Genomic DNA, 18,533 nt, shown 5'->3' with positions numbered 1-18,533 from the left:
CCTCCTCGAGCCGGAGTGCGGGGGGCCATTGGGCGGGGTTCCCCGCACGAGCGGAAGGCAGGCTCGGCATGATGACCGGATGATTAGTGCGCGCGCTCTCAACCGCTCGACCCTCGCACGGCAGTTGCTGCTCGGCAGGGAGTCGCTCACACCCGTCGACGCGGTGCGGCGCGTGGTCGCTCTCCAGGCACAGCAGCCCGCCTCGCCGTACCTGGCCCTGTGGAACCGGCTCAGCGGCTTCGACCCGGCCGGCTTCGACCCGGCCGGCATCGACACCGCCGTGGCCGGCCACCGGGCGGTCAGGTCGACACTGATGCGGATCACGCTGCACATGGTTCACGCCGAGGACTACCGGGCGTTCCGCGAGGCCATGGAGCCGACACTGCGCGGCTCCCGGCTCGGCGGCCCCCGTTTCACGGCGTCCGGGCTCACCGCCACCGACGCCGACGCGCTGGTCCCGGAACTGCTGGAGTACGCCGACCAGCCGCGGTCCGCCGCCCAGATGCGGCGCCGGCTCGAGGCGCGACTGGGCGCACCGGTGGAACCGGCGGCCTGGCGGATGCTGCGGCAGTACGCGCCGCTGTGGCACGCGCCCACCGGAGGCCCCTGGTCGTTCGGCACCCAGCAGGCCTATGTCGCCGCCGGCACACCGCCGGAGTTGGCCGATCCGGACGCCGCCGTCGCGGGTCTGCGCACTCTGATACACCGTTACCTGGAGGGCTTCGGCCCGGCGTCGGTGGCGGACATGGCGCAGTTCGCGCTGGTCCAGCGGGCCAGGGCGAGAGCGGCGGTGCAGGGACTCGCCGCTGAACTGGAGCAACTGGAGGGCCCGGACGGCACGGTGCTGTACGACATCCCCGGCGCCACGGCCGGGCGAGGACACCCCGGCCCCGCCCAGGCTGATGGCGATGTGGGACAGCATCCTGCTGGCCTACGCCGACCGCGGCCGCGTCATCCCACCCGCGTACCGCAAGCTCGTGATGCGCGTCAACGGGGACGTCCTGCCCACCCTGCTGGTCGACGGCTATGCCGCCGGCGTGTGGCGTCCCGTGGACGGAGGAATCGAGGCCACCGCCTTTCACCCGCTTCCGGAGCACGTCTGGCGGGGACTGGCCGCGGAGGCCGGATCGCTCACCCTGTTCCTCGCCGACCGCGAGGAGACGGTGTACCAGCGCTACGGCCACTGGTGGACGAAGGGGCTGCCGGCCGCCGAGACACGCCTGCTCCGTGGCGACTGAGACGTGCCCCATGACGCTGCCGGCCGGCCGACCCGGCCGACCGAACGAGCGGTGGGGCGCGTAGCGTCCGGTCGTATGGAACCCATGGCTCACGTCCAGTCGGCACAGGGCAACCGGCCTCGGGCCCGTGACCTCGGCATCGTCGTCGGGCGGGGCGATACCGGCCCCCTCAACGCGATCACCGATGTGCCGGGCGTCCGGGTCGGGCACACCACCGTGCGGCGTCCTCCCGACGTGCACAGCGGGGTGACCGCCGTCGTGCCCGGTGCCGTCGGCCCCCGCTCGCCGCTGCCCGCGGGGGTGTTCACCGGCAACGGATACGGCAAGCTCATCGGCACCACCCAGCTCACCGAACTGGGCACGCTGGAGACCCCGGTGCTGCTCACCTCCACCCTGTCGGCGTTCCGGGTCGCCGACGCCCTCGTCGGATGGATGCTCGAACGGCCCGGTTGCGGTGAGGTACAGAGCCTCAACCCGGTCGTGGGCGAGTGCAACGACGGCTTCCTGTCGGACATCCGGGCGCGGCCGGTGCACGAGGAGCACGTCCGGTCCGCGCTCGACGGGGCGTCCGGTGGTCCGGTGGCCGAGGGCTGCGTCGGCGCTGGAGCGGGAACGGGCGCCCTGGGTTTCAAGGCGGGGATCGGAACCGCCTCCCGCACACCCGAACTGGCAGGCGGGCCGTACACGGCCGGGGTCCTGGTGCAGGCGAACTTCGGCGGCACGCTGCGAGTGCTCGGCCGCTGCGTCACCCCGCGGTCCCTGGGCCTGACCGATGACCCGGCGCCGGTCGCGGAGACCGGTTCCTGCATGATCGTGGTCGCCACGGACGCCCCCGTCGACGCGCGGCAGCTCACCCGCGTCGCGCGGCGGGCCGTGTTCGCCCTGGCCCGCACGGGCGCGGCCTACAGCCATGGCAGCGGCGACTACGCCATTGCCTTCGGTACGCGACCGGAGGCGGGCGCCCCAGTGGCGGACGCCGAACTGGGGCCCCTGTTCGAAGCCGTCCTCGACGCCGTCGAGGAGGCGGTGCTCAACTCCCTGCTGGCCGCGACCACGACCACGGGCTTCGGCGGCCGCACCCTGCCGGCCCTGCCCGCGGACCGGCTGCTCGACGCCCTCACCGACCCCGCGGCACCACCGCTGCCCGACCGCCGGACGAGGCCGGCCGGCTGACACCGGACCGGCGGCGGGAAGCGATAGGCCGCGGCTATCGGCCGCATTCGGCAATCGCGCATTGTGACGGCCCTGCCCTTCGGAGAGCCTGACCACGTCCGGCAGCACGGCCGGCGTGGTCCAGCGAAGGGGAGGGCATGGCACAGTCACAGTACCTTCGGCGCAACTTCATCGACGGACGATGGGATCCGGCCGAGTCGGGACTGACGAGGGATAACACCAACCCGGCCGACGCCAGTGACCGGATCGGGGAGTTCGCCGAGTCGGGGGGGGGGGGGGGGGGGGGGGGGGGGGGCGGCCCCCCCCCCCCCCCCCCCCCCCCCCCCCCCCCCCCCCCGGGGGGGGGGGGGGCCGCCCCCCCCCCCCCCCCCCCCCCCCACCCCCGTCATCACTTCCCCTCCTGCTCGGCCACCGCGTTGATGGCCGCCAGCGACTTGCGCACCTGGTTGCGGTCCGTGGTGTGCCAGAACTCGGGCAGCGATGCCTTCAGATAGCTGCCGTACCGGGCCGTCGCCAGACGCGGATCCAGTACGGCGACCACACCCCGGTCCCCCGAGGCCCGTACGAGACGTCCGGCGCCCTGCGCCATGAGGAGCGCCGCGTGGGTGGCGGCCACCGCCATGAAGCCGTTGCCGCCGGCGTCCTCCACGGCCTTCTGGCGGGCGCTCATCACCGGGTCGTCGGGTCGCGGGAACGGGATCTTGTCCATGACGACGAGCTGGCAGCTGGGCCCGGGGACGTCCACGCCCTGCCAGAGCGACAGGGTGCCGAAGAGGCACGTCTTCGGGTCCGCCGCGAAGTTCTTGATCAGTTCACCGAGGGTCTCCTCGCCCTGGAGCAGGATCGGGAACTCGGGGATGCGGCCGCGCAGCTCCTCGGCGGCCAGCTGGGCCGCACGCATGGAGGAGAACAGACCGAGCGTGCGTCCGCCCGCGGCCTGGATCAGCTCCGTCAGCTCGTCGAGCATGTCGCCGCGATCGCCGTCCCGCGCGGGACGCGCCAGGTGCTTGGCGATGTACAGGATGCCCTGCTTGCGGTAGTCGAAGGGCGAGCCGACGTCGATGCCCTTCCATTGCGGCACGTCGTCGCCCTCGGTGCCTTCCGGCGCGAGGCCGAGGGAGGCTCCGACGCCGTTGAAGTCGCCGCCGAGTTTGAGGGTCGCGGAGGTCAGGACGACGGAGCGGTCCGTGAAGAGCTTCTCCCGCAGCAGGCCCGAGACGGACATGGGAGCGACGCGCAGGGAGGCGCCGAAGCGGTCGTGGCGCTCGTACCAGACGACGTCCCACTCGGAACCGTTGGTGATGCGCTCCGCCACGTCGTGCACGGTCTCCACCGAGGCCAGCGCCTGTTTGCGGACGGCGTCCTCGTCCTGGACCGACCTGTCCCGGGTCGCGCCGAGTGCGGAGATGACATTGCGCGAGGCATCCCGCAGTGCCAGCAACACATAGCCGAGGTCCTCGGGGATCTCCTCCAGGCGGCCGGGCAGGGCCAGCTCCATCAGACGCTCGAAGCCCTCGGCCGCGGTCTGCAGCTGATCGGCGGCCTTCTCGTTCACCAGCTTGGCGGCGCGGCGCACCGCGCGGTTGACCTGGCCGGGGGTGAGCTCACCGGTGGCGACGCCCGTGACCCGTGAGACGAGCTCGTGCGCCTCGTCGACGATGAGGACCTCGTGCTGCGGGAGGACCGGCGCTCCCTCGATGGCGTCGATCGCGAGCAGCGCGTGGTTGGTGACGACGACCTCGGCGAGCTTGGCGTGCTCACGGGCCATCTCGGCGAAGCATTCGGCGCCGTAGGCGCACTTGGAGGCGCCAAGACACTCCCGCGAAGAGACGGACACCTGTGCCCAGGCCCGGTCGGACACTCCGGGCGCGAGGTCGTCGCGGTCGCCGGACTCGGTCTCGTCGGCCCAGTCGCGCAGCCGCAGCAGGTCCTGACCCAGCTTGCTGGTGGGCGCGGCCGCCTCGAACTGGTCGAACAGTCCCTCTTCCTCGTCCTGCGGCATGCCCTCGCGCAGGCGGTGCAGGCACAGGTAGTTCGACCGGCCCTTGAGCATGGCGAACTCCGGGCGGCGGCGCAGCAGCGGGTGCAGGGCGTCGACCGTGCGCGGCAGGTCACGCTCGACGAGCTGGCGCTGGAGGGCGAGGGTGGCGGTGGCCACGACCACTCTCTCCCCGTGGGCGAGGGCGGGCACAAGGTAGCCGAGGGACTTTCCGGTGCCGGTGCCGGCCTGGACCAGCAGATGCGAGCTGTCGTCGATCGCGTCGGCGACGGCTTGGGCCATGGTCACCTGGCCGGGGCGCTCCGTACCTCCGACGGCGGCGACGGCGGCATGCAGGAGTTCGGGGAGGGAGGGCTTCGTCATAGCGCGACCACCCTACGGCTCGGGACTGACAATCGGGCGATCAAGGCGGAGACCGGTGGCCGGTTACCTCCCACTCCCGTCCGGCGGGAGGGGAGCCGGACCGACCGGAGCGGCGTACCACCTGTGATGGTGCTGTGGCTCGCAGTCACAGCAGATCACGCAAGGACCGGTCGCGGATCATGAGGGCGGCCCGTTTGGCGGGCAGGTCGACCTCGGCGGCGAATCGGAAACCGGCGCTCAGAAAGGCGGCCAGGGAGGGTGCATTGCGAAGGTCCGGTTCCGCGAGGACGCGGGCACAGGTGAGGCGTTGGTCGAGCACCAGGTCGGCGACGGCTTTGAGCAGGGTGCCGCCGAGCCCTCGCCCGCGGTCGGCGACGCCGCCGATGAAGAGATGGATCCCGGTGTCGTGCGGCCGGGCGGGGTAGTACCGGGCCAGCGGATCGAGGTCGGCCCGGTAGATCTCCCAGTAGCTCATCGGCGTGCCCTCGAGCAGGCCGATGCAGGGGACGCTGCGGCCGTCGCCGTCGAGTTGCGCGAGCAGATGGGTCTCGGTCACCTCCCGCTCCCCGGCAAGCTGCCAGAACTCCGCGACGGCGGGATCGTTCATCCAGCGGCAGATCAGCGGCAGGTCCCGCTCCAGCCGGACGGGAACCAACTGGAACGCGCCGGCGGGCGTGAGGGTGGGGCCCCAGTCACCCACGCCGTCGAGCAGGTCGGCCGTGGCCGGGGTGCCCGCCCCGGTCGTCTCCCCGAGACGCGTGACGAAGTCGTCCGGCAGGCGCAGGTCGAGCGTGTCCTCTCCGTCGGTGCCCGCCCCGGTCGCGCTGGGGTGGGGAGCGGTTGCCGGCGCTTGCCCGGTGGCGGCGCCTGCGTCGGTCGGAGGCATGGCGCGCTCCTCTCGGAAGGAGGGATTGCGGAGGACGGGAGTCGCAGTCACGTGGGAGTGCGGGTCAGAGGAACAGGGGGTTGGCGATGGTGACGTAGACGGACTGGGTGTCGACCGAGCCGACGAGTTCGTCGAGGCCGTGCAGCCGGGTCAGCAGGTTGGCCTTGCAGCGCAGCACCGGGGAGTCGAGCAGGCGGGCCGGCAGGGTGGAGCGCGTACGGGCCGGGCCGGAGGCCGCGGAGACGAGGAAGCGGCGGAAGGCAGCCAGCAGCAGCCGCTCGTCGGCGAGCCGCTGGGAGCCGAAGGCGCCGATGAGGCCGAACACGTTGTTGACGGCGAGGTAGTAGGCGAAGCGTTCGTCGGTGACGTCGTCGGAGACGAAGGTGTCGCTGTGCTCGCCGATGCCGGGCAGCCGGGCGTCGAGCTCCGCGTGCCGGGAGACGCGGAAGTAGTAGCCCTGGTTGTCGCGGTAGCGGCCGCCCGCCGGCCAGCCTTCGTCGTCCAGCAGGAGCAGCGTGTTCTGCTGGTGCGCCTCCAGGGCGACCCCGGCCTCCCCGTCCAGCCACAGCACGGGGCGGACCACGTGCTCGAGGTAGCGCAGGAACCACTCGGCGGCGACGGCTCTCGACGGGCGTCCGGTGCGGACGGCGAGGCCGGTGACGACCTCGGCCAGGCGGGACCGCAGGGAGAGGGGGGCGCCGGCCCGTGGGTAGGGCCGGGGGGCCACGAGTCCGGCGACGCAGGAGACGTCGTCCGCCGGGTTGAACGGGTTGTGCCGGATCATCACGTCCAGTCCCGGCACGGGTGTCCCGTCCTGGTCGTCCACGGCCAGCCAGGCCGGATCGCGGACGATGTCGAAGCCGGGGTGCGCCGCGCGCCACTGCCGGGAGAGGCCGCTGCGCAGCAGCCGGTGGACCTCCACGCCTCGGTGCAGTTCCTTGCGGAGGTTCTCACGACGGGAGTTGGTGATGCGCAGGCCCAGTGACAGCTTGAGCATGGCGGCCGCACCGGTGCGGTGGACGGTGCGTACGGAGGAGGTGGGATGCCAGTGCGGCCCCTGGGGGCCGAGGTCGCGCAGCAGTCCCGCGTCGAGCAGGGCGGCCGTGCCGGGGCGGTGGCGGACCTCGCGCATCTGCCACGGGTGCAGCGGCAGGGCGGTGTATCCGTCGGGCAGGGGCAGCTTCGCTGCGGCGAGCCGGGCGGTGAGCCGGTCGGCGGGTACGGTGCGGCCGCGCTCGGTCCAGGCGGAGTCGGTGGCGAGTGCGGAGTTGGCCACCGCCAGCCAGTGCAGCGGGAAGGAGCCGCGCAGTTCGGGCGAGTAGGGGCGGACTTCGGCCTCCGACAGGCCCTCGCGGCTCTTCGGGGTCGGGTGCAGCGGATGTCCGAGCAGCAGTGCCTGTTCGGCGGAGAGGAACCGGTCGGTTCCGTCGGTGGGACGGTGCCGGCGGTCGCTCAGGAAGAGGGCGGTGCCACGCACGGAGTCGGCGACACGGGCGACGAGGTCGAGTGCGGCGGTGCCGGAGGGCTCGGCCGAGGTGCGGTTCTGCGACGGGTCGGCGGATGCGGGCCCCCGCGAGGCCCTGGGAACGCGGATCCTGGTGTGCGCTTCCCGCGCGAGCAGGGTGGCGACCGTGACGGCGTCGGCCGGCGGGGCGTCCTCCGGGGCGTCGGCCAGGTACGGGAGGCCGAAGCGGTGCCAGCCCGTCGGGGACCAGTGGTGGACCGGGACGAGCAGGGCCGTCCCGCTGGCCCGGAGGGGGATGCGGAGGGTGCCGTAACTCGGCGCGGCGGCGCCGGTCTCGCGCACCCAGCAGCGCAGGAGGCTCTCCACGGCCGCGGCCTGGGCGGCGGTGTGCGGGTCGGGGTGTTCGAGCAGGTCGGTGGCCGTGCCGTCGGGCCGCAGGGCGGCCGATGTCCTTCTCGGCTGACGGGGGACCGTCTCGGCCGGGTCGGGGATGCGGGAGCGGCCGTGGGGGATGGAGGTGAGGTTCAAGACGGCTCCTCATGGTGACGTTCGGGTCGACGCGTCCGGCGGAGGCCGAGTCGGTCGGGGCGACGGTGGGGGCGGCGGTCAGGGCGGCAGTGGTGGCGGTCGGGGGATACGGACCGAGCGCATCGGGCATCGGGCATCGGGCATCGGGCATCGGGCGAGCCGAGCGGCTCTTCCGGTTCCGCAACGGCACCGGTGGTTCGGTCCAGGTCGGCCGTGGGGGCCGGTGTTGGCTCGGACCTGCTCGTCTCCCGGGGGCGCCCGCCCACGAGGGCGGCCGGAGGGTGCTACCCCGCGCCTTGCGAGCGGCCGGTGAGTCGCGGCTGCCTCCGAGGGGCCCCGCGTTCCTGACCGTCTCGGCCGGTGTGTTTCCGGGCCGCCCCCTCGACCGCTTCGGCCAGGCGGCCGAGCACTGCGGCGGCCTGCTCGTCGGTGATCGTCAGCGGCGGAAGGAGCCGCACGACGCTCGCGTGGCGGCCACCGAGTTCGACGATCAAGCCTCTACGCAGGCACTCCCGTTGGACGGCGGCGGCGAGCTCGGGTGCGGCGGGACGGGGCTCCCGGACGAGGGGTGACATCGGCTCGGCGCCTCCGGCCCGGCGCCGCTCCCTCATGACAACACCGTCCACCACCGTCGCGCCCGCCCGATCCGCCGCCCCGCCCCCACTGTCCAGTTCAGGGCCACCCTCCGGATCGACCAGTTCCAGGCCGATCATCAGCCCGCGGCCGCGCACCTCGCCGACGCACGGGAAGTGGCCGGCCAGGTCGCGGAGTTGGGTCAGCATGTGCAAGCCGAGGGACGCGGCGCGTTCGGCGAGGCGGTTCTCGCGGACATGCGCCAGGGTGGCCGCGCCGGCGGCCATGGCGAGCTGGTTGCCGCGGAACGTTCCGGCGTGGGCGCCGGGTTCCCAGACGTCGAGGTCGTCGCGGTAGACCACGACGGCCAGCGGCAGGCTGCCGCCGATGGCCTTGGACAGCACCATCACGTCCGGTGTCACACCGCTGTGCTCCACCGCCCAGAAGGTGCCCGTGCGGCCCACCCCCGTCTGGATCTCGTCGGCGATCAGCGGGACGGACCGGTCCTCGGTGACGCGGCGCATGCGCCGCACCCAGTCGTCCGGAGCGGGAATCACCCCGCCCTCGCCCTGGACGAGTTCGAGGATCATCCCGGCGGGCAGCGGTACGCCCGACTTCGGGTCGTCCAGGACCGACTCGGTCCAGCGGGCGGCGAGTTCGGCCCCGCGCGCGCCGCCGACACCGAAGGGGCAGCGGTGGTCCTGCGGGTAGGGCAGGCGCGTGACCCGTACGTCGGTGGCGTGGCCGGAGGCGGCGAGCGCTCCCTCGGTCATCCCGTGGTAGGCGCCGGAGAAGGCCAGGATTCCGGTACGGCCGGTGGCGGCGCGGACGAGTTTGAGGGCGGCCTCCACCGCGTCCGTGCCGGCCGGGCCGCAGAACTGCACGCGTGCGCGGCCGGCGAGTCCGGGCGGCAGGGTGCGGAACAGCTCGGTGACGAAGGCGTCCTTGACGGGTGTGGCGAGATCGAGGGCGTGCAGGGGCGCGCCCGAGTCGAGGACCTTGTGGATGGCCTCCAGGACGACGGGGTGGTTGTGGCCGAGGGCAAGGGTGCCCGCGCCGGAGAGGCAGTCCAGGTAGCGGCGGCCGTCCGCGCCCTCGATGGTGAGCCCGCGGGCCCGCACGGGCACGATCGGCAGGGCGCGCGCATAGGTGCGCGCCGCCGACTCGCGCGCCGACTGTCGCCGCAGGATGCCCTCGAACGAGGCGCGCGCCTCCGCGGACGCGCAGCCTCCGGGCGCAGACTCCGTCACGGTCACGGCTTTTTGTCCTCCCGCTGTCCCAGGGCGTCGGCCTGCCACTGACGCAAGGCGCCGGCCTCTCGCGCTGCCGGGGCGGATCGCCGCCCACGGCACGGGGTCCCGGACGCAGACATCAGGACCCTCACCGCTACAACCCCGGACGGTGCGCACGGTTACGGGTGAGCTCAAGATCCTTGGCGTCAGGGATCGTTGCTCGTCGGCGCCCTCGGGCCGGGCGCGGAGCGACCGGTTCACGCCCGGCCTCGCGTCGGACATCGGACATCGGGGATCGGAGCGAAGTCGATCGGCCGGCGTCGGCGGGCGCACCACCCGCCGAGGCCGCCCGGGCACCCGGCTCAGGCACGGCGGCCCGGCCGGACCGTCCCGCGCCGTGACCTCCGGCCGACCGGCGCCGCCGCCGGAGGCGGGGGAGCCGCTCCGTCGTGCGGGCGCCGGCAGCGGGGGCGGGACTCGGACGAACGGCCCGGCCGGGCAGCCTGCGGCGGAACCACTGCCCGTAGCGAAACCGTTGCCGTTCCGTCGGCGGTCCCCCACGCCGACCGCATAGTGTGTGGTGCCGTTCGCGCACGCCGTGAGACAGGGGTGAACCGGCCTTGGTTTCACGGTGGGAATGCGGCGCCGAGCACCAAGTCCGTTTTTAGCAGGGGGAGTCAGAGCATGCGACCCATACGCCCGTTCTTCACCGCGCGTCGAGGAGGGGGCGCCCGCCGCACAACCTCCCCCGTGCTGACCGCCGTTGCCCTGGCCTCGGGGCTCGCGCTCCTCGCCACCGGCTGCGACTCGGGCGACAGCGAGGCCGACGGGCAGCCCTCCGCCGTGGCGACCGCCGACGACACGGGCGGAACCGGCGACGGAAAGATCAAGATCCCGGACGACCTCAGGAAGAAGCTCAAGGACCACGGGATCGACATCGACAAGTGGAAGAACGGCGCCTGGAAGGACTGGAACCAGGACGACTGGCTCCGTGAGGCGAAGGACTTCGTCAACCCGATCATCAAGGATCTCTGGGACCCCGACCGGATGCGCCGCGCCAAGGACCCGGACAAGGGCGTCGACAACGACCTCTCGGGCGACCAGGGTGTCACCGACCCGACTCCGGCCCCGGTGACGGCGCGCGCGGTCTCGCCGACGTACCACGCGAACGCGGCGACGGCGGGGAAGGTGTTCTTCGACTCCCCCGAGGGCACGATGGTCTGCTCGGCGACGGTCGTTCAGGACCCGGCCCACCCGGGCAAGTCCAACCTCGTGTGGACGGCCGGCCACTGCGTGCACGCCGGCAAGAAGGGCGGCTGGTACCGCAACATCGCCTTCGTGCCGTCCTACAACGACGCCGGCCGCGGCACCGCCGAGCTGCAGAACGCCGCCAAGGACGAGGTCGCCCCGTTCGGCGTGTGGTGGGGTGACTGGGCGCAGACCTCGGAGCAGTGGATCGAGCAGGGCGGCCCGACTGGGGGGCAGGGTGCCTCCTACGACTTCGCCGTCATCCATGTGACGCCCGAGCAGGGCGGCAGCGGCCGGTCACTGGAGGAGACCGTCGGCGCGGCGCTCCCCGTGGACTTCGCCGCCCCGGCCGTACCGAAGGTGCGGAGCGTGACCGCGACCGGCTACCCGGCCGCGCCGCCGTACGACGGGCAGCGGCTGTACCAGTGCCAGGACAAGCCGGGCCGGCTGTCGCTGAGCACCTCGGATCCGACGATGTACCGCATCGGCTGCACCATGACCGGCGGCTCCTCCGGCGGCGGCTGGGTCGCGACCGGCTCGGACGGCAAGCCCGCTCTGGTCTCCAACACCTCGATCGGCCCGGTGACGGCCGGCTGGCTGGCGGGCCCGCGACTGGGCCCTGAGGCCAAGGGCGTGTACGACGCCGTCAGCGGCAAGTTCGCCGGGCAGTAGGCCCGGAAGACCAGCGCACAACAGCAAGCGTCAAGCACCACCACCGAGGCGCTCGGCGCTCGGGCCGGCGCGCACGGTGTTCACACCAAACGACGGGGGTTCATCGCATCATGCAGCTCATACGTAGGTCCGCCACGCCCCGGCGTGCGCGCCGGCGCACCGCCCTGGCCGCCACCGGGCTCGTCGCGACCCTGGCGCTCACCGCCACCGCCTGCGGCGACTCGGGCAAGGCCGACGCCGCCGGCGCGCCGGACGCCACCGCCTCGCAGACCGGGGACAGCGGCAGCGGCGACGGCGACGGCAAGGTCAGGATTCCGGCCGACATCGCGGACAAGCTCAAGGAGCACGGGATCGATGTCGACAAGTGGCAGCGCGGCGGCTGGAAGGACTGGGACAAGGACAAGTGGCTCAGTGAGGCCAAGGACTTCGTCAACCCGGTGATCAAGGGCCTGTGGAAGCCCGAGCGGATGCGGTCCGCCCAGGAGGCGAACAAGACCGTCTCCACCCAGGACGCCGCCGCCGACCAGGGCGTCAGCGACCCGGCCCCGCGGCCGGTCCGGGCGCAGGCGGAGAAGACGCCGTACCACGCCAACGCCGCCCCGGTCGGCAAGGTCTTCTTCGACTCGCCCCAGGGCTCGATGGTCTGCTCGGGCACGGTCGTCAAGGACGTCAACCATCCGGGCAGGTCCAACCTGGTGTGGACGGCCGGCCACTGCGTGCACGCCGGACGGGACGGCGGCTGGTACCGCAACATCGCGTTCGTCCCGTCCTACAACGACCTCGGCAAGTCCGCGGCGCGGCTGAGCAACGCGCGCGCCTCCGAGGTGGCCCCGTACGGCGCCTGGTGGGCGGACTGGGCGTCCACCTCCAGCCAGTGGATCCAGGGCGGTGCGGAGACGGGCGGAGCGGGCGCGACGTACGACTACGCCGTGCTGCACGTGAAGCCGGAGTCCGGCTCGCGGTCGCTGGAGGAGACCGTCGGGGCGGCCCTGGACGTGGACTTCTCCGCGCCCGAGGTACCGCAGGTCGCCACGATGGGTGCCTGGGGCTACCCGGCCGCGCCTCCGTACAACGGTCTGAAGATGTTCCGCTGTGTGGACCGGCCGGGCCGGCTGTCGCTCAGCCCGTCGCTCCCGACGATGTACCGCATCGGCTGCACCATGACCGGCGGCTCCTCCGGCGGCGGCTGGTTCCGCGTCGTGGACGGCAAAACCAAGCTCGTGTCCAACACCTCGATCGGTCCCGCGGACCACACCTGGCTGGCGGGTCCGCAGCTGGGGCGGGGCGCGGAGGCGCTGTACCAGAACATGAGCAGGACGTACGGCGGCCGGTGATCCGGCACGCCGGCACGCCGAGGGCCCGCCCCCTGTCGCAGGGAGCGGGCCCTCGGGCCGTACGGGTGTGGGTCAGAGCGCGGAGGCAGGCGTGTACGGCGCGAGTTCCGCCGCGAGCTCCTCGTGCACCCGGGCCTTGAGCAGGGTGCCCTCCGCGGTGTGCTCCTCGGAGATCACCTCGCCCTCGGTGTGGGCGCGGGCGATCAGCTTGCCGTGGGTGTACGGCACCAGCGCCTCGATCTCGACGGACGGCCGGGGCAGCTCCCTGTCGATCAGCTCGAGCAGCTCGGCGATGCCCTGCCCGGAGCGGGCCGAGACGACGATCGAGCGCTTCTCGATCCGCAGCAGCCGCTGGACCACCAGCGGGTCCGCCGCGTCCGCCTTGTTGATCACGACGATCTCGGGCACGTCGGTGGCGCCGACGTCCCTGATCACCTCGCGCACCGCGGCGAGCTGCTCCTCCGGGTCGGGGTGGGAGCCGTCCACCACGTGCAGGATCAGGTCGGAGTCGCCGACCTCCTCCATGGTGGAGCGGAACGCCTCGACCAGGTGGTGCGGCAGGTGCCGGACGAAACCGACGGTGTCCGCCAGTGTGTAGAGCCGCCCGGTCGGGGTCTCGGCGCGGCGCACGGTCGGGTCCAGGGTCGCGAACAGCGCGTTCTCGACCAGGACACCCGCGCCGGTGAGCCGGTTGAGCAGGGAGGACTTGCCGGCGTTGGTGTAACCGGCGATGGCGACGGAGGGCACCTTGTTGCGACGCCGCTCCTGGCGCTTGATCTCGCGGCCGGTCTTCATCTCCGCGATCTCCCGGCGCATCTTCGCCATCTTCTCGCGGATCCGCCGACGGTCCGTCTCGATCTTGGTCTCACCGGGACCGCGCGTGGCGAGGCCGCCGCCGCTGCCGCCGCCCATCTGCCGGGACAGCGACTGGCCCCAGCCGCGCAGCCTCGGCAGCATGTACTGCATCTGGGCGAGCGCGACCTGCGCCTTGCCCTCTCGGGACTTGGCGTGCTGGGCGAAGATGTCCAGGATCAGGGCCGTACGGTCGATGACCTTGACCTTGACGACGTCCTCGAGGTGGATGAGCTGGCCCGGGCTGAGCTCACCGTCGCAGATGACGGTGTCCGCGCCCGTCTCCAGGACGACGTCCCGCAGCTCGTTCGCCTTGCCGGAGCCGATGTAGGTGGCCGCGTCGGGCTTGTCGCGGCGCTGGATCACGCCGTCGAGGACGACCGCGCCCGCGGTCTCCGCGAGGGCGGCGAGTTCGGCCAGGGAGTTCTCCGCGTCCCGCGCGGTCCCCGAGGTCCATACCCCGACGAGCACGACCCGCTCCAGGCGGAGCTGCCGGTACTCGACCTCGGTGACGTCCTCGAGCTCGGTGGACAGTCCCGCGACACGGCGCAGCGCCGCCCGCTCGGAACGGTCGAACTGGTCGCCGTCCCGCTCTCCGTCGAACTCGTGGCTCCAGGTGACGTCCTCTTCCATCAGGGCATCGGCCCGGAGACCTTCGGGGTAGGAGTGCGCGAGGCGCTTGCTGTCCTGGGACGCCTCGAACGACTGGGAAGAGGAAGAAGAGGAGGTCATTTGGTCCTTACGTGGTGGGAGAGTCCGTCATCGGTCACAACGTACGGGTACCCCGGGAGATTCCCGTGGCCCGTGCCCGCGCCGGTCTGAAGATGGTCGCACGGTACGGCCCGTCTCGTCACGGCGTTATTGCTCCGCCTCCCTCCCCCGGCCTGCTCCGCTCTCCTCGTCCCGGTCCCGCCGCTCGCTTCCGCTCACTTCCCCTCACTTCCGCTCGCTTCCGTTCACTTCTTCGCCGTCTTCGGCGGCGGGGCGGGCTTCCAGTCGGGGTGGCCGGGCATCGGCGGGGTCTTCTCGCCGTAGAGCCATGCCTGGAAGAAGCCGCTCAGGTCGCGTCCGGCGATGCCCGAGGCCAGGCGCTCGAAGTCGGCCGTGGTGGCCGTGCCGTCCCGGTGGGCCTGCACCCAGGCGCGCTCCAGGCTCTGGAAGGCCGCCTTGCCGATCTCCTGGCGCAGCGCGTACAGGACGAGCGCGGAGCCGTCGTAGACGTTCGCCCGGAAGACGCCGATCTTCTGGCCGGACTTCGGCGGCTTGGGCCGCGCGGGCGGTCCGCCGGCCTCGCGCCAGGTGTCGGAGGCGCCGTAGGCGGCCTTCATCCGGGTCTCCATCGGCTTCTTCGCCTTCTCCTCGGCGTACAGGGCCTCGTACCAGGTGGCGTGGCCCTCGTTGAGCCACAGGTCGGACCAGGTACCCGGGCTGACGCTGTCGCCGAACCACTGGTGGGACAGCTCGTGCACCATGACCGACTCGACGTACCACCGGGGGTACGCGGGCTCGGTGAACAGCTTCTTCTCGAAGAGGGACAGGGTCTGTGTCTCAAGTTCGAAGCCGGTGGCGGCGGAGGCCATGAGCAGGCCGTACGTCTCGAAGGGGTACGGTCCGACCTTGCTCTCCATCCAGGCGATCTGGTCGGGGGTCCTGGCCAGCCACGGTTCGAGGGCCTCGCGGTCCTCGGTGGGAACGACGTCGCGCAGGGGCAGGCCGTGCGGGCCGGTGCGCCGCACCACGGTGGAGCGGCCGATGGACACCTGAGCCAGCTCGGTGGCCATGGGATGCCGGGTGCGATACGACCAGGTCGTCGTCCCGCCGGTCCGGGTGACGCCCGCCGGGAGGCCGTTGGCGACGGCCGTGTACCCGTCGGGCGCGGTGATGTGGAACGTGAACATCGCCTTGTCGGAAGGGTGGTCGTTGCATGGGAACACCAGGTGGGCGGCGTCCGCCTGGTTGGCCATCGCGAGGCCGTCCGAGGTGCGCACCCAGCCACCGTCGCGGCCCTTTACGGGCATCGGGTCGCTGGTGTGGCGCACGGTGATGCGCATCCAACTGCCTTGGGGCAGCGGGATGCTGGGGGTGATCACAAGGTCCTCGCCCGCGCCGGCGAACTCGGCCGGCAGGCCGTCGACCTCCACGGAGTTCACCGTGCCGTGCGCGAAGTCGAGGTTCACGCGGTCGAGGTCCTTGGTGGTCCACGCGTCGATCGTCGTGACGGCCTGGAGCGGCTTGCCGTTGTCACCGCCGTAGGTGAACGACAGGTCGTACGACGACACGTCGTAGCCGGGGTTGCCCAGATGCGGGAAGAGCCGGTCGCCGATGCCCAGCGGCTCGGGCGGAGCACTCGCGGCGACGAGACAGACGGAGACGGCGGACGCGAGGAGAGTCGCCTTCAGGCGACGTGGGACACGTGATCCAGGGCTGAGCGGCATGCACCACCGCTATCAGCGCCCACCGGCCCCACCGCGCCGACGCGCGCCCAACCCACCCGAAAGGGCCCGACGGGTGCACGCCGAGGGCCACGAACGCACGGGGGCGCGCCGGGGCACGGGGGCGCACCTGAGGCGCGGTGGTGCGGGGCGGCGCGCGCGTGCCACGGGCGAGCGCCCCGGAGGCGCGGTCAGCAGCCCGGACGCGCGGGCGGCAAACCGGCCCGCAGGCGGCAGGCCCGGCGCGCGAGCGGCAGACCTGACGCACGGTCAGCGAGCCTGGCATCGCGCGCGAAGAAGGGCCCGCGGCTCACAACCCCGGCGGCCGGGGCTGGGTCCGGCTCACGTCGTAGACGCCGGGAACGTTGCGCATCGCGCGCATCAGGGCCGGAAGCCCGGCCGCGTCGGGGAGCTGGAGGGTGTACGTGTGGCGGACGCGCTGCTGGGCGGGCGGGGCCACGGTGGCGGAGATGACCTCGACGCCTTCGAGGGCGATCGCCTCGGTGAGGTCGGCCAGCAGATGGGGGCGGCCGAACGATTCGGCGAGCAGCGTGACACGGCACGCGGTGGTGTCGCCCCAGTGCACGCCGAACTCCGCGCGCCCCGCGCTCCTCATCCGCGCGACCGCGGCGCACTCCTCACGGTGCACGGTCACCATCCCCCCGCGTACGGCGAAGCCGGTGATCCCGTCGGGCGGCACGGGCGTGCAGCAGCCCGCGAGCCGTGCGGCCGTGTCGGGCCGGCCGACGACCACGACGTCCGCCGTGCGAGGTCCGAAGGCGGTCTTCACGGCCGGCCCGGTCGGCGGGACCGTGCCGGCGGGCCCCGTACCGGCCGCGGGGTTCCCCGCGGCCGGTACGTAGTCCACGTAGTCCCCATCGGTGTCCTGGGTCGGGTCCACGGCGGACTGGCGGGCGGCCAGCCGGCGTTGGATGGCGATGCGGGCGGCCGGGGTGTGGGCGTGGTCCAGCCATTCCCGGGAGGGCTCGGAGGCCGGGTCCTGGCCCATCAGGAGCTGTACGCTGTCGCCGTCCTTCAGGACGGTGCTCAGCGTCGCCAGACGGCCGTTGACGCGGGCGCCGAAGCACGCGTGCGCGTCCTCGCCGTACTGGGCGTACGCGGCGTCCACGCACGTGGCGCCCTCGGGCAGGCCGAGGGTGCCGCCGTCGGGCCGGAAGACGGTGATCTCGCGGTCCTGGGCGAGGTCTTCGCGCAGGGTGGACCAGAAGGTGTCGGGGTCCGGCGCGGCCCGCTGCCATTCGAGGAGGCGGGAGAGCCAGCCGGGCCGGGTGGGGTCGGCGCGCTCGCCGTCGCTCGCGCACTGCTCCTCCGCCGGAGCGGCGTAGGGGTTGCCGAGGGCGACGACCCCGGCCTCGGCGACCTTGTGCATCTGGTGCGTGCGGATGAGGACTTCGACGACCTGTCCGTCCTCGCGGGCGACGGCGGTGTGCAGCGACTGGTACAGGTTGAACTTGGGTACGGCGATGAAGTCCTTGAACTCCGAGACGACGGGCGTCATGCAGGTGTGGAGTTCGCCGAGGACGGCGTAGCAGTCGGCGTCCTCGTTCACCAGCACCAGCAGCCGGCCGAAGTCGCAGCCGCGCAGCCGGCCGCGCTTGCGGGAGACCCGGTGCACGGAGACGAAGTGCCGTGGTCTGACGAGCACTTCGGCAGGGACGTCGGCCTCGCGCAGTACTCCGCGCACCTGTTCGGCGACCTCGGTGAGCGGGTCGCCCCGGCGGTCCGCGTTCTCGGCGATCAACTCCCGCGTGTGCGCGTACTCCTCGGGGTGGAGGATCGCGAAGACGAGGTCCTCCAGCTCGGTCTTGAGAGCCTGCACGCCGAGCCGTTCGGCGAGCGGGATGAGGACGTCCCGGGTCACCTTGGCGATGCGGGCCTGTTTGTCCGGGCGCATCACGCCGAGGGTGCGCATGTTGTGCAGCCGGTCGGCGAGTTTGATCGACATCACGCGGACGTCGCTGCCGGTGGCGACGAGCATCTTGCGAAAGGTCTCGGGCTCGGCGGCCGCGCCGTAGTCGACCTTCTCCAGCTTGGTGACGCCGTCGACGAGGTAGCGGACCTCCTCGCCGAACTGCTCGCGCACCTGGTCCAGCGTCACATCGGTGTCCTCGACGGTGTCGTGCAGCAGGGACGCGGTCAACGTCGTGGTCTCGGCGCCGAGTTCGGCGAGGATCAGGGTCACGGCGAGGGGGTGCGTGATGTACGGCTCGCCGCTCTTGCGCATCTGGCCGCGGTGCGAGGACTCGGCCAGGACGTAGGCGCGGCGCAGCGGTTCGAGGTCGGCGTCGGGGAAGTGCGCGCGGTGGGCCTCGGCCACGTGGCCGATGGCGTCAGGCAGCCGGTCGCGGGCGACCGGGCCGAGCAGTGCGGCACGGCCGAGCCGGCGCAGGTCGATCCGCGGGCGGGCCCTGCGTCGGGGCTCGGCGGGAGCCACCGGGCCCGGGGCCGCAGGATTCGTGGCATCCGCACTCATGGGCACCTCCGGCTGCGTGGACCGGCGGACGGGGTGCCCCAGGG

The 18,533-nt window shown here is 72.7% G+C and carries 10 protein-coding genes and 1 pseudogene; 4 read left to right on the top strand and 7 right to left on the bottom strand.

Translation table 11 applies throughout. The features are described from left to right. The first annotated feature begins 79 nt into the window (after window positions 1-79). Both ACF09J_RS31025 and ACF09J_RS31020 read left to right on the top strand, forming a co-directional pair. Window positions 80-1,238: pseudogene (locus tag ACF09J_RS31025) on the top strand (winged helix DNA-binding domain-containing protein). Window positions 1,239-1,313: 75 nt separating this feature from the next. Further along, entirely contained in the window at window positions 1,314-2,411 is a 1,098-nt protein-coding gene (locus tag ACF09J_RS31020) for a P1 family peptidase (protein WP_392308775.1), read from the top strand. Window positions 2,412-2,799: 388 nt separating this feature from the next. On the opposite strand, the gene ACF09J_RS31015 is transcribed toward ACF09J_RS31020, so the two are convergent. The 4 genes from ACF09J_RS31015 to ACF09J_RS31000 form a co-directional block, all read right to left on the bottom strand. Beyond that, on the bottom strand, window positions 2,800-4,773 hold the full coding sequence (locus tag ACF09J_RS31015) for an ATP-dependent DNA helicase (protein WP_392308774.1): 1,974 nt from the start codon (window positions 4,771-4,773) through the stop codon (window positions 2,800-2,802). A 145-nt stretch (window positions 4,774-4,918) separates the two neighbouring features. Continuing rightward, window positions 4,919-5,659, bottom strand: coding sequence for a GNAT family N-acetyltransferase (locus ACF09J_RS31010; RefSeq protein WP_392308773.1), 741 nt, complete (start codon window positions 5,657-5,659; stop codon window positions 4,919-4,921). Window positions 5,660-5,723: 64 nt separating this feature from the next. Further along, window positions 5,724-7,652: an IucA/IucC family protein gene (locus tag ACF09J_RS31005; protein WP_392308772.1), complete on the bottom strand. Its 1,929-nt coding sequence runs from the start codon at window positions 7,650-7,652 to the stop codon at window positions 5,724-5,726. A gap of 284 nt (window positions 7,653-7,936) precedes the next feature. Continuing rightward, the gene (locus ACF09J_RS31000) at window positions 7,937-9,481 is read right to left on the bottom strand and encodes a diaminobutyrate--2-oxoglutarate transaminase family protein (RefSeq protein WP_392308771.1); all 1,545 of its coding nucleotides are present in this window, start codon (window positions 9,479-9,481) and stop codon (window positions 7,937-7,939) included. Between the two features lie 660 nt (window positions 9,482-10,141). On the opposite strand from ACF09J_RS31000, the gene ACF09J_RS30995 reads away from it, so the two are divergent. Then, the gene (locus ACF09J_RS30995) at window positions 10,142-11,377 is read left to right on the top strand and encodes a trypsin-like serine peptidase (protein ID WP_392308770.1); all 1,236 of its coding nucleotides are present in this window, start codon (window positions 10,142-10,144) and stop codon (window positions 11,375-11,377) included. 110 nt (window positions 11,378-11,487) lie between these two features. After that, window positions 11,488-12,711 (top strand): trypsin-like serine peptidase, encoded by a 1,224-nt coding sequence (locus ACF09J_RS30990; protein WP_392308769.1) that lies wholly within the window; start codon window positions 11,488-11,490, stop codon window positions 12,709-12,711. A gap of 72 nt (window positions 12,712-12,783) precedes the next feature. Here the strand turns inward: ACF09J_RS30990 and hflX are convergent, their stop codons facing one another. From hflX to ACF09J_RS30975, 3 genes are all read right to left on the bottom strand, one after another. Next, the gene (gene hflX, locus ACF09J_RS30985) at window positions 12,784-14,295 is read right to left on the bottom strand and encodes a GTPase HflX (protein ID WP_392308768.1); all 1,512 of its coding nucleotides are present in this window, start codon (window positions 14,293-14,295) and stop codon (window positions 12,784-12,786) included. Between the two features lie 224 nt (window positions 14,296-14,519). After that, window positions 14,520-15,998: a M1 family metallopeptidase gene (locus tag ACF09J_RS30980; RefSeq protein WP_392308767.1), complete on the bottom strand. Its 1,479-nt coding sequence runs from the start codon at window positions 15,996-15,998 to the stop codon at window positions 14,520-14,522. Between the two features lie 307 nt (window positions 15,999-16,305). After that, window positions 16,306-18,489 carry a RelA/SpoT family protein gene (locus ACF09J_RS30975; protein ID WP_392308766.1) on the bottom strand — a complete coding sequence of 728 codons (2,184 nt, stop codon included), beginning with the start codon at window positions 18,487-18,489 and terminating at the stop codon, window positions 16,306-16,308. Window positions 18,490-18,533 lie beyond the last annotated feature (44 nt).

The organism is Streptomyces sp. NPDC014889 (genome assembly GCF_043081205.1).
Classification (GTDB): domain Bacteria; phylum Actinomycetota; class Actinomycetes; order Streptomycetales; family Streptomycetaceae; genus Streptomyces.
This window is presented reverse-complemented; position numbering and strand designations above follow the sequence as displayed.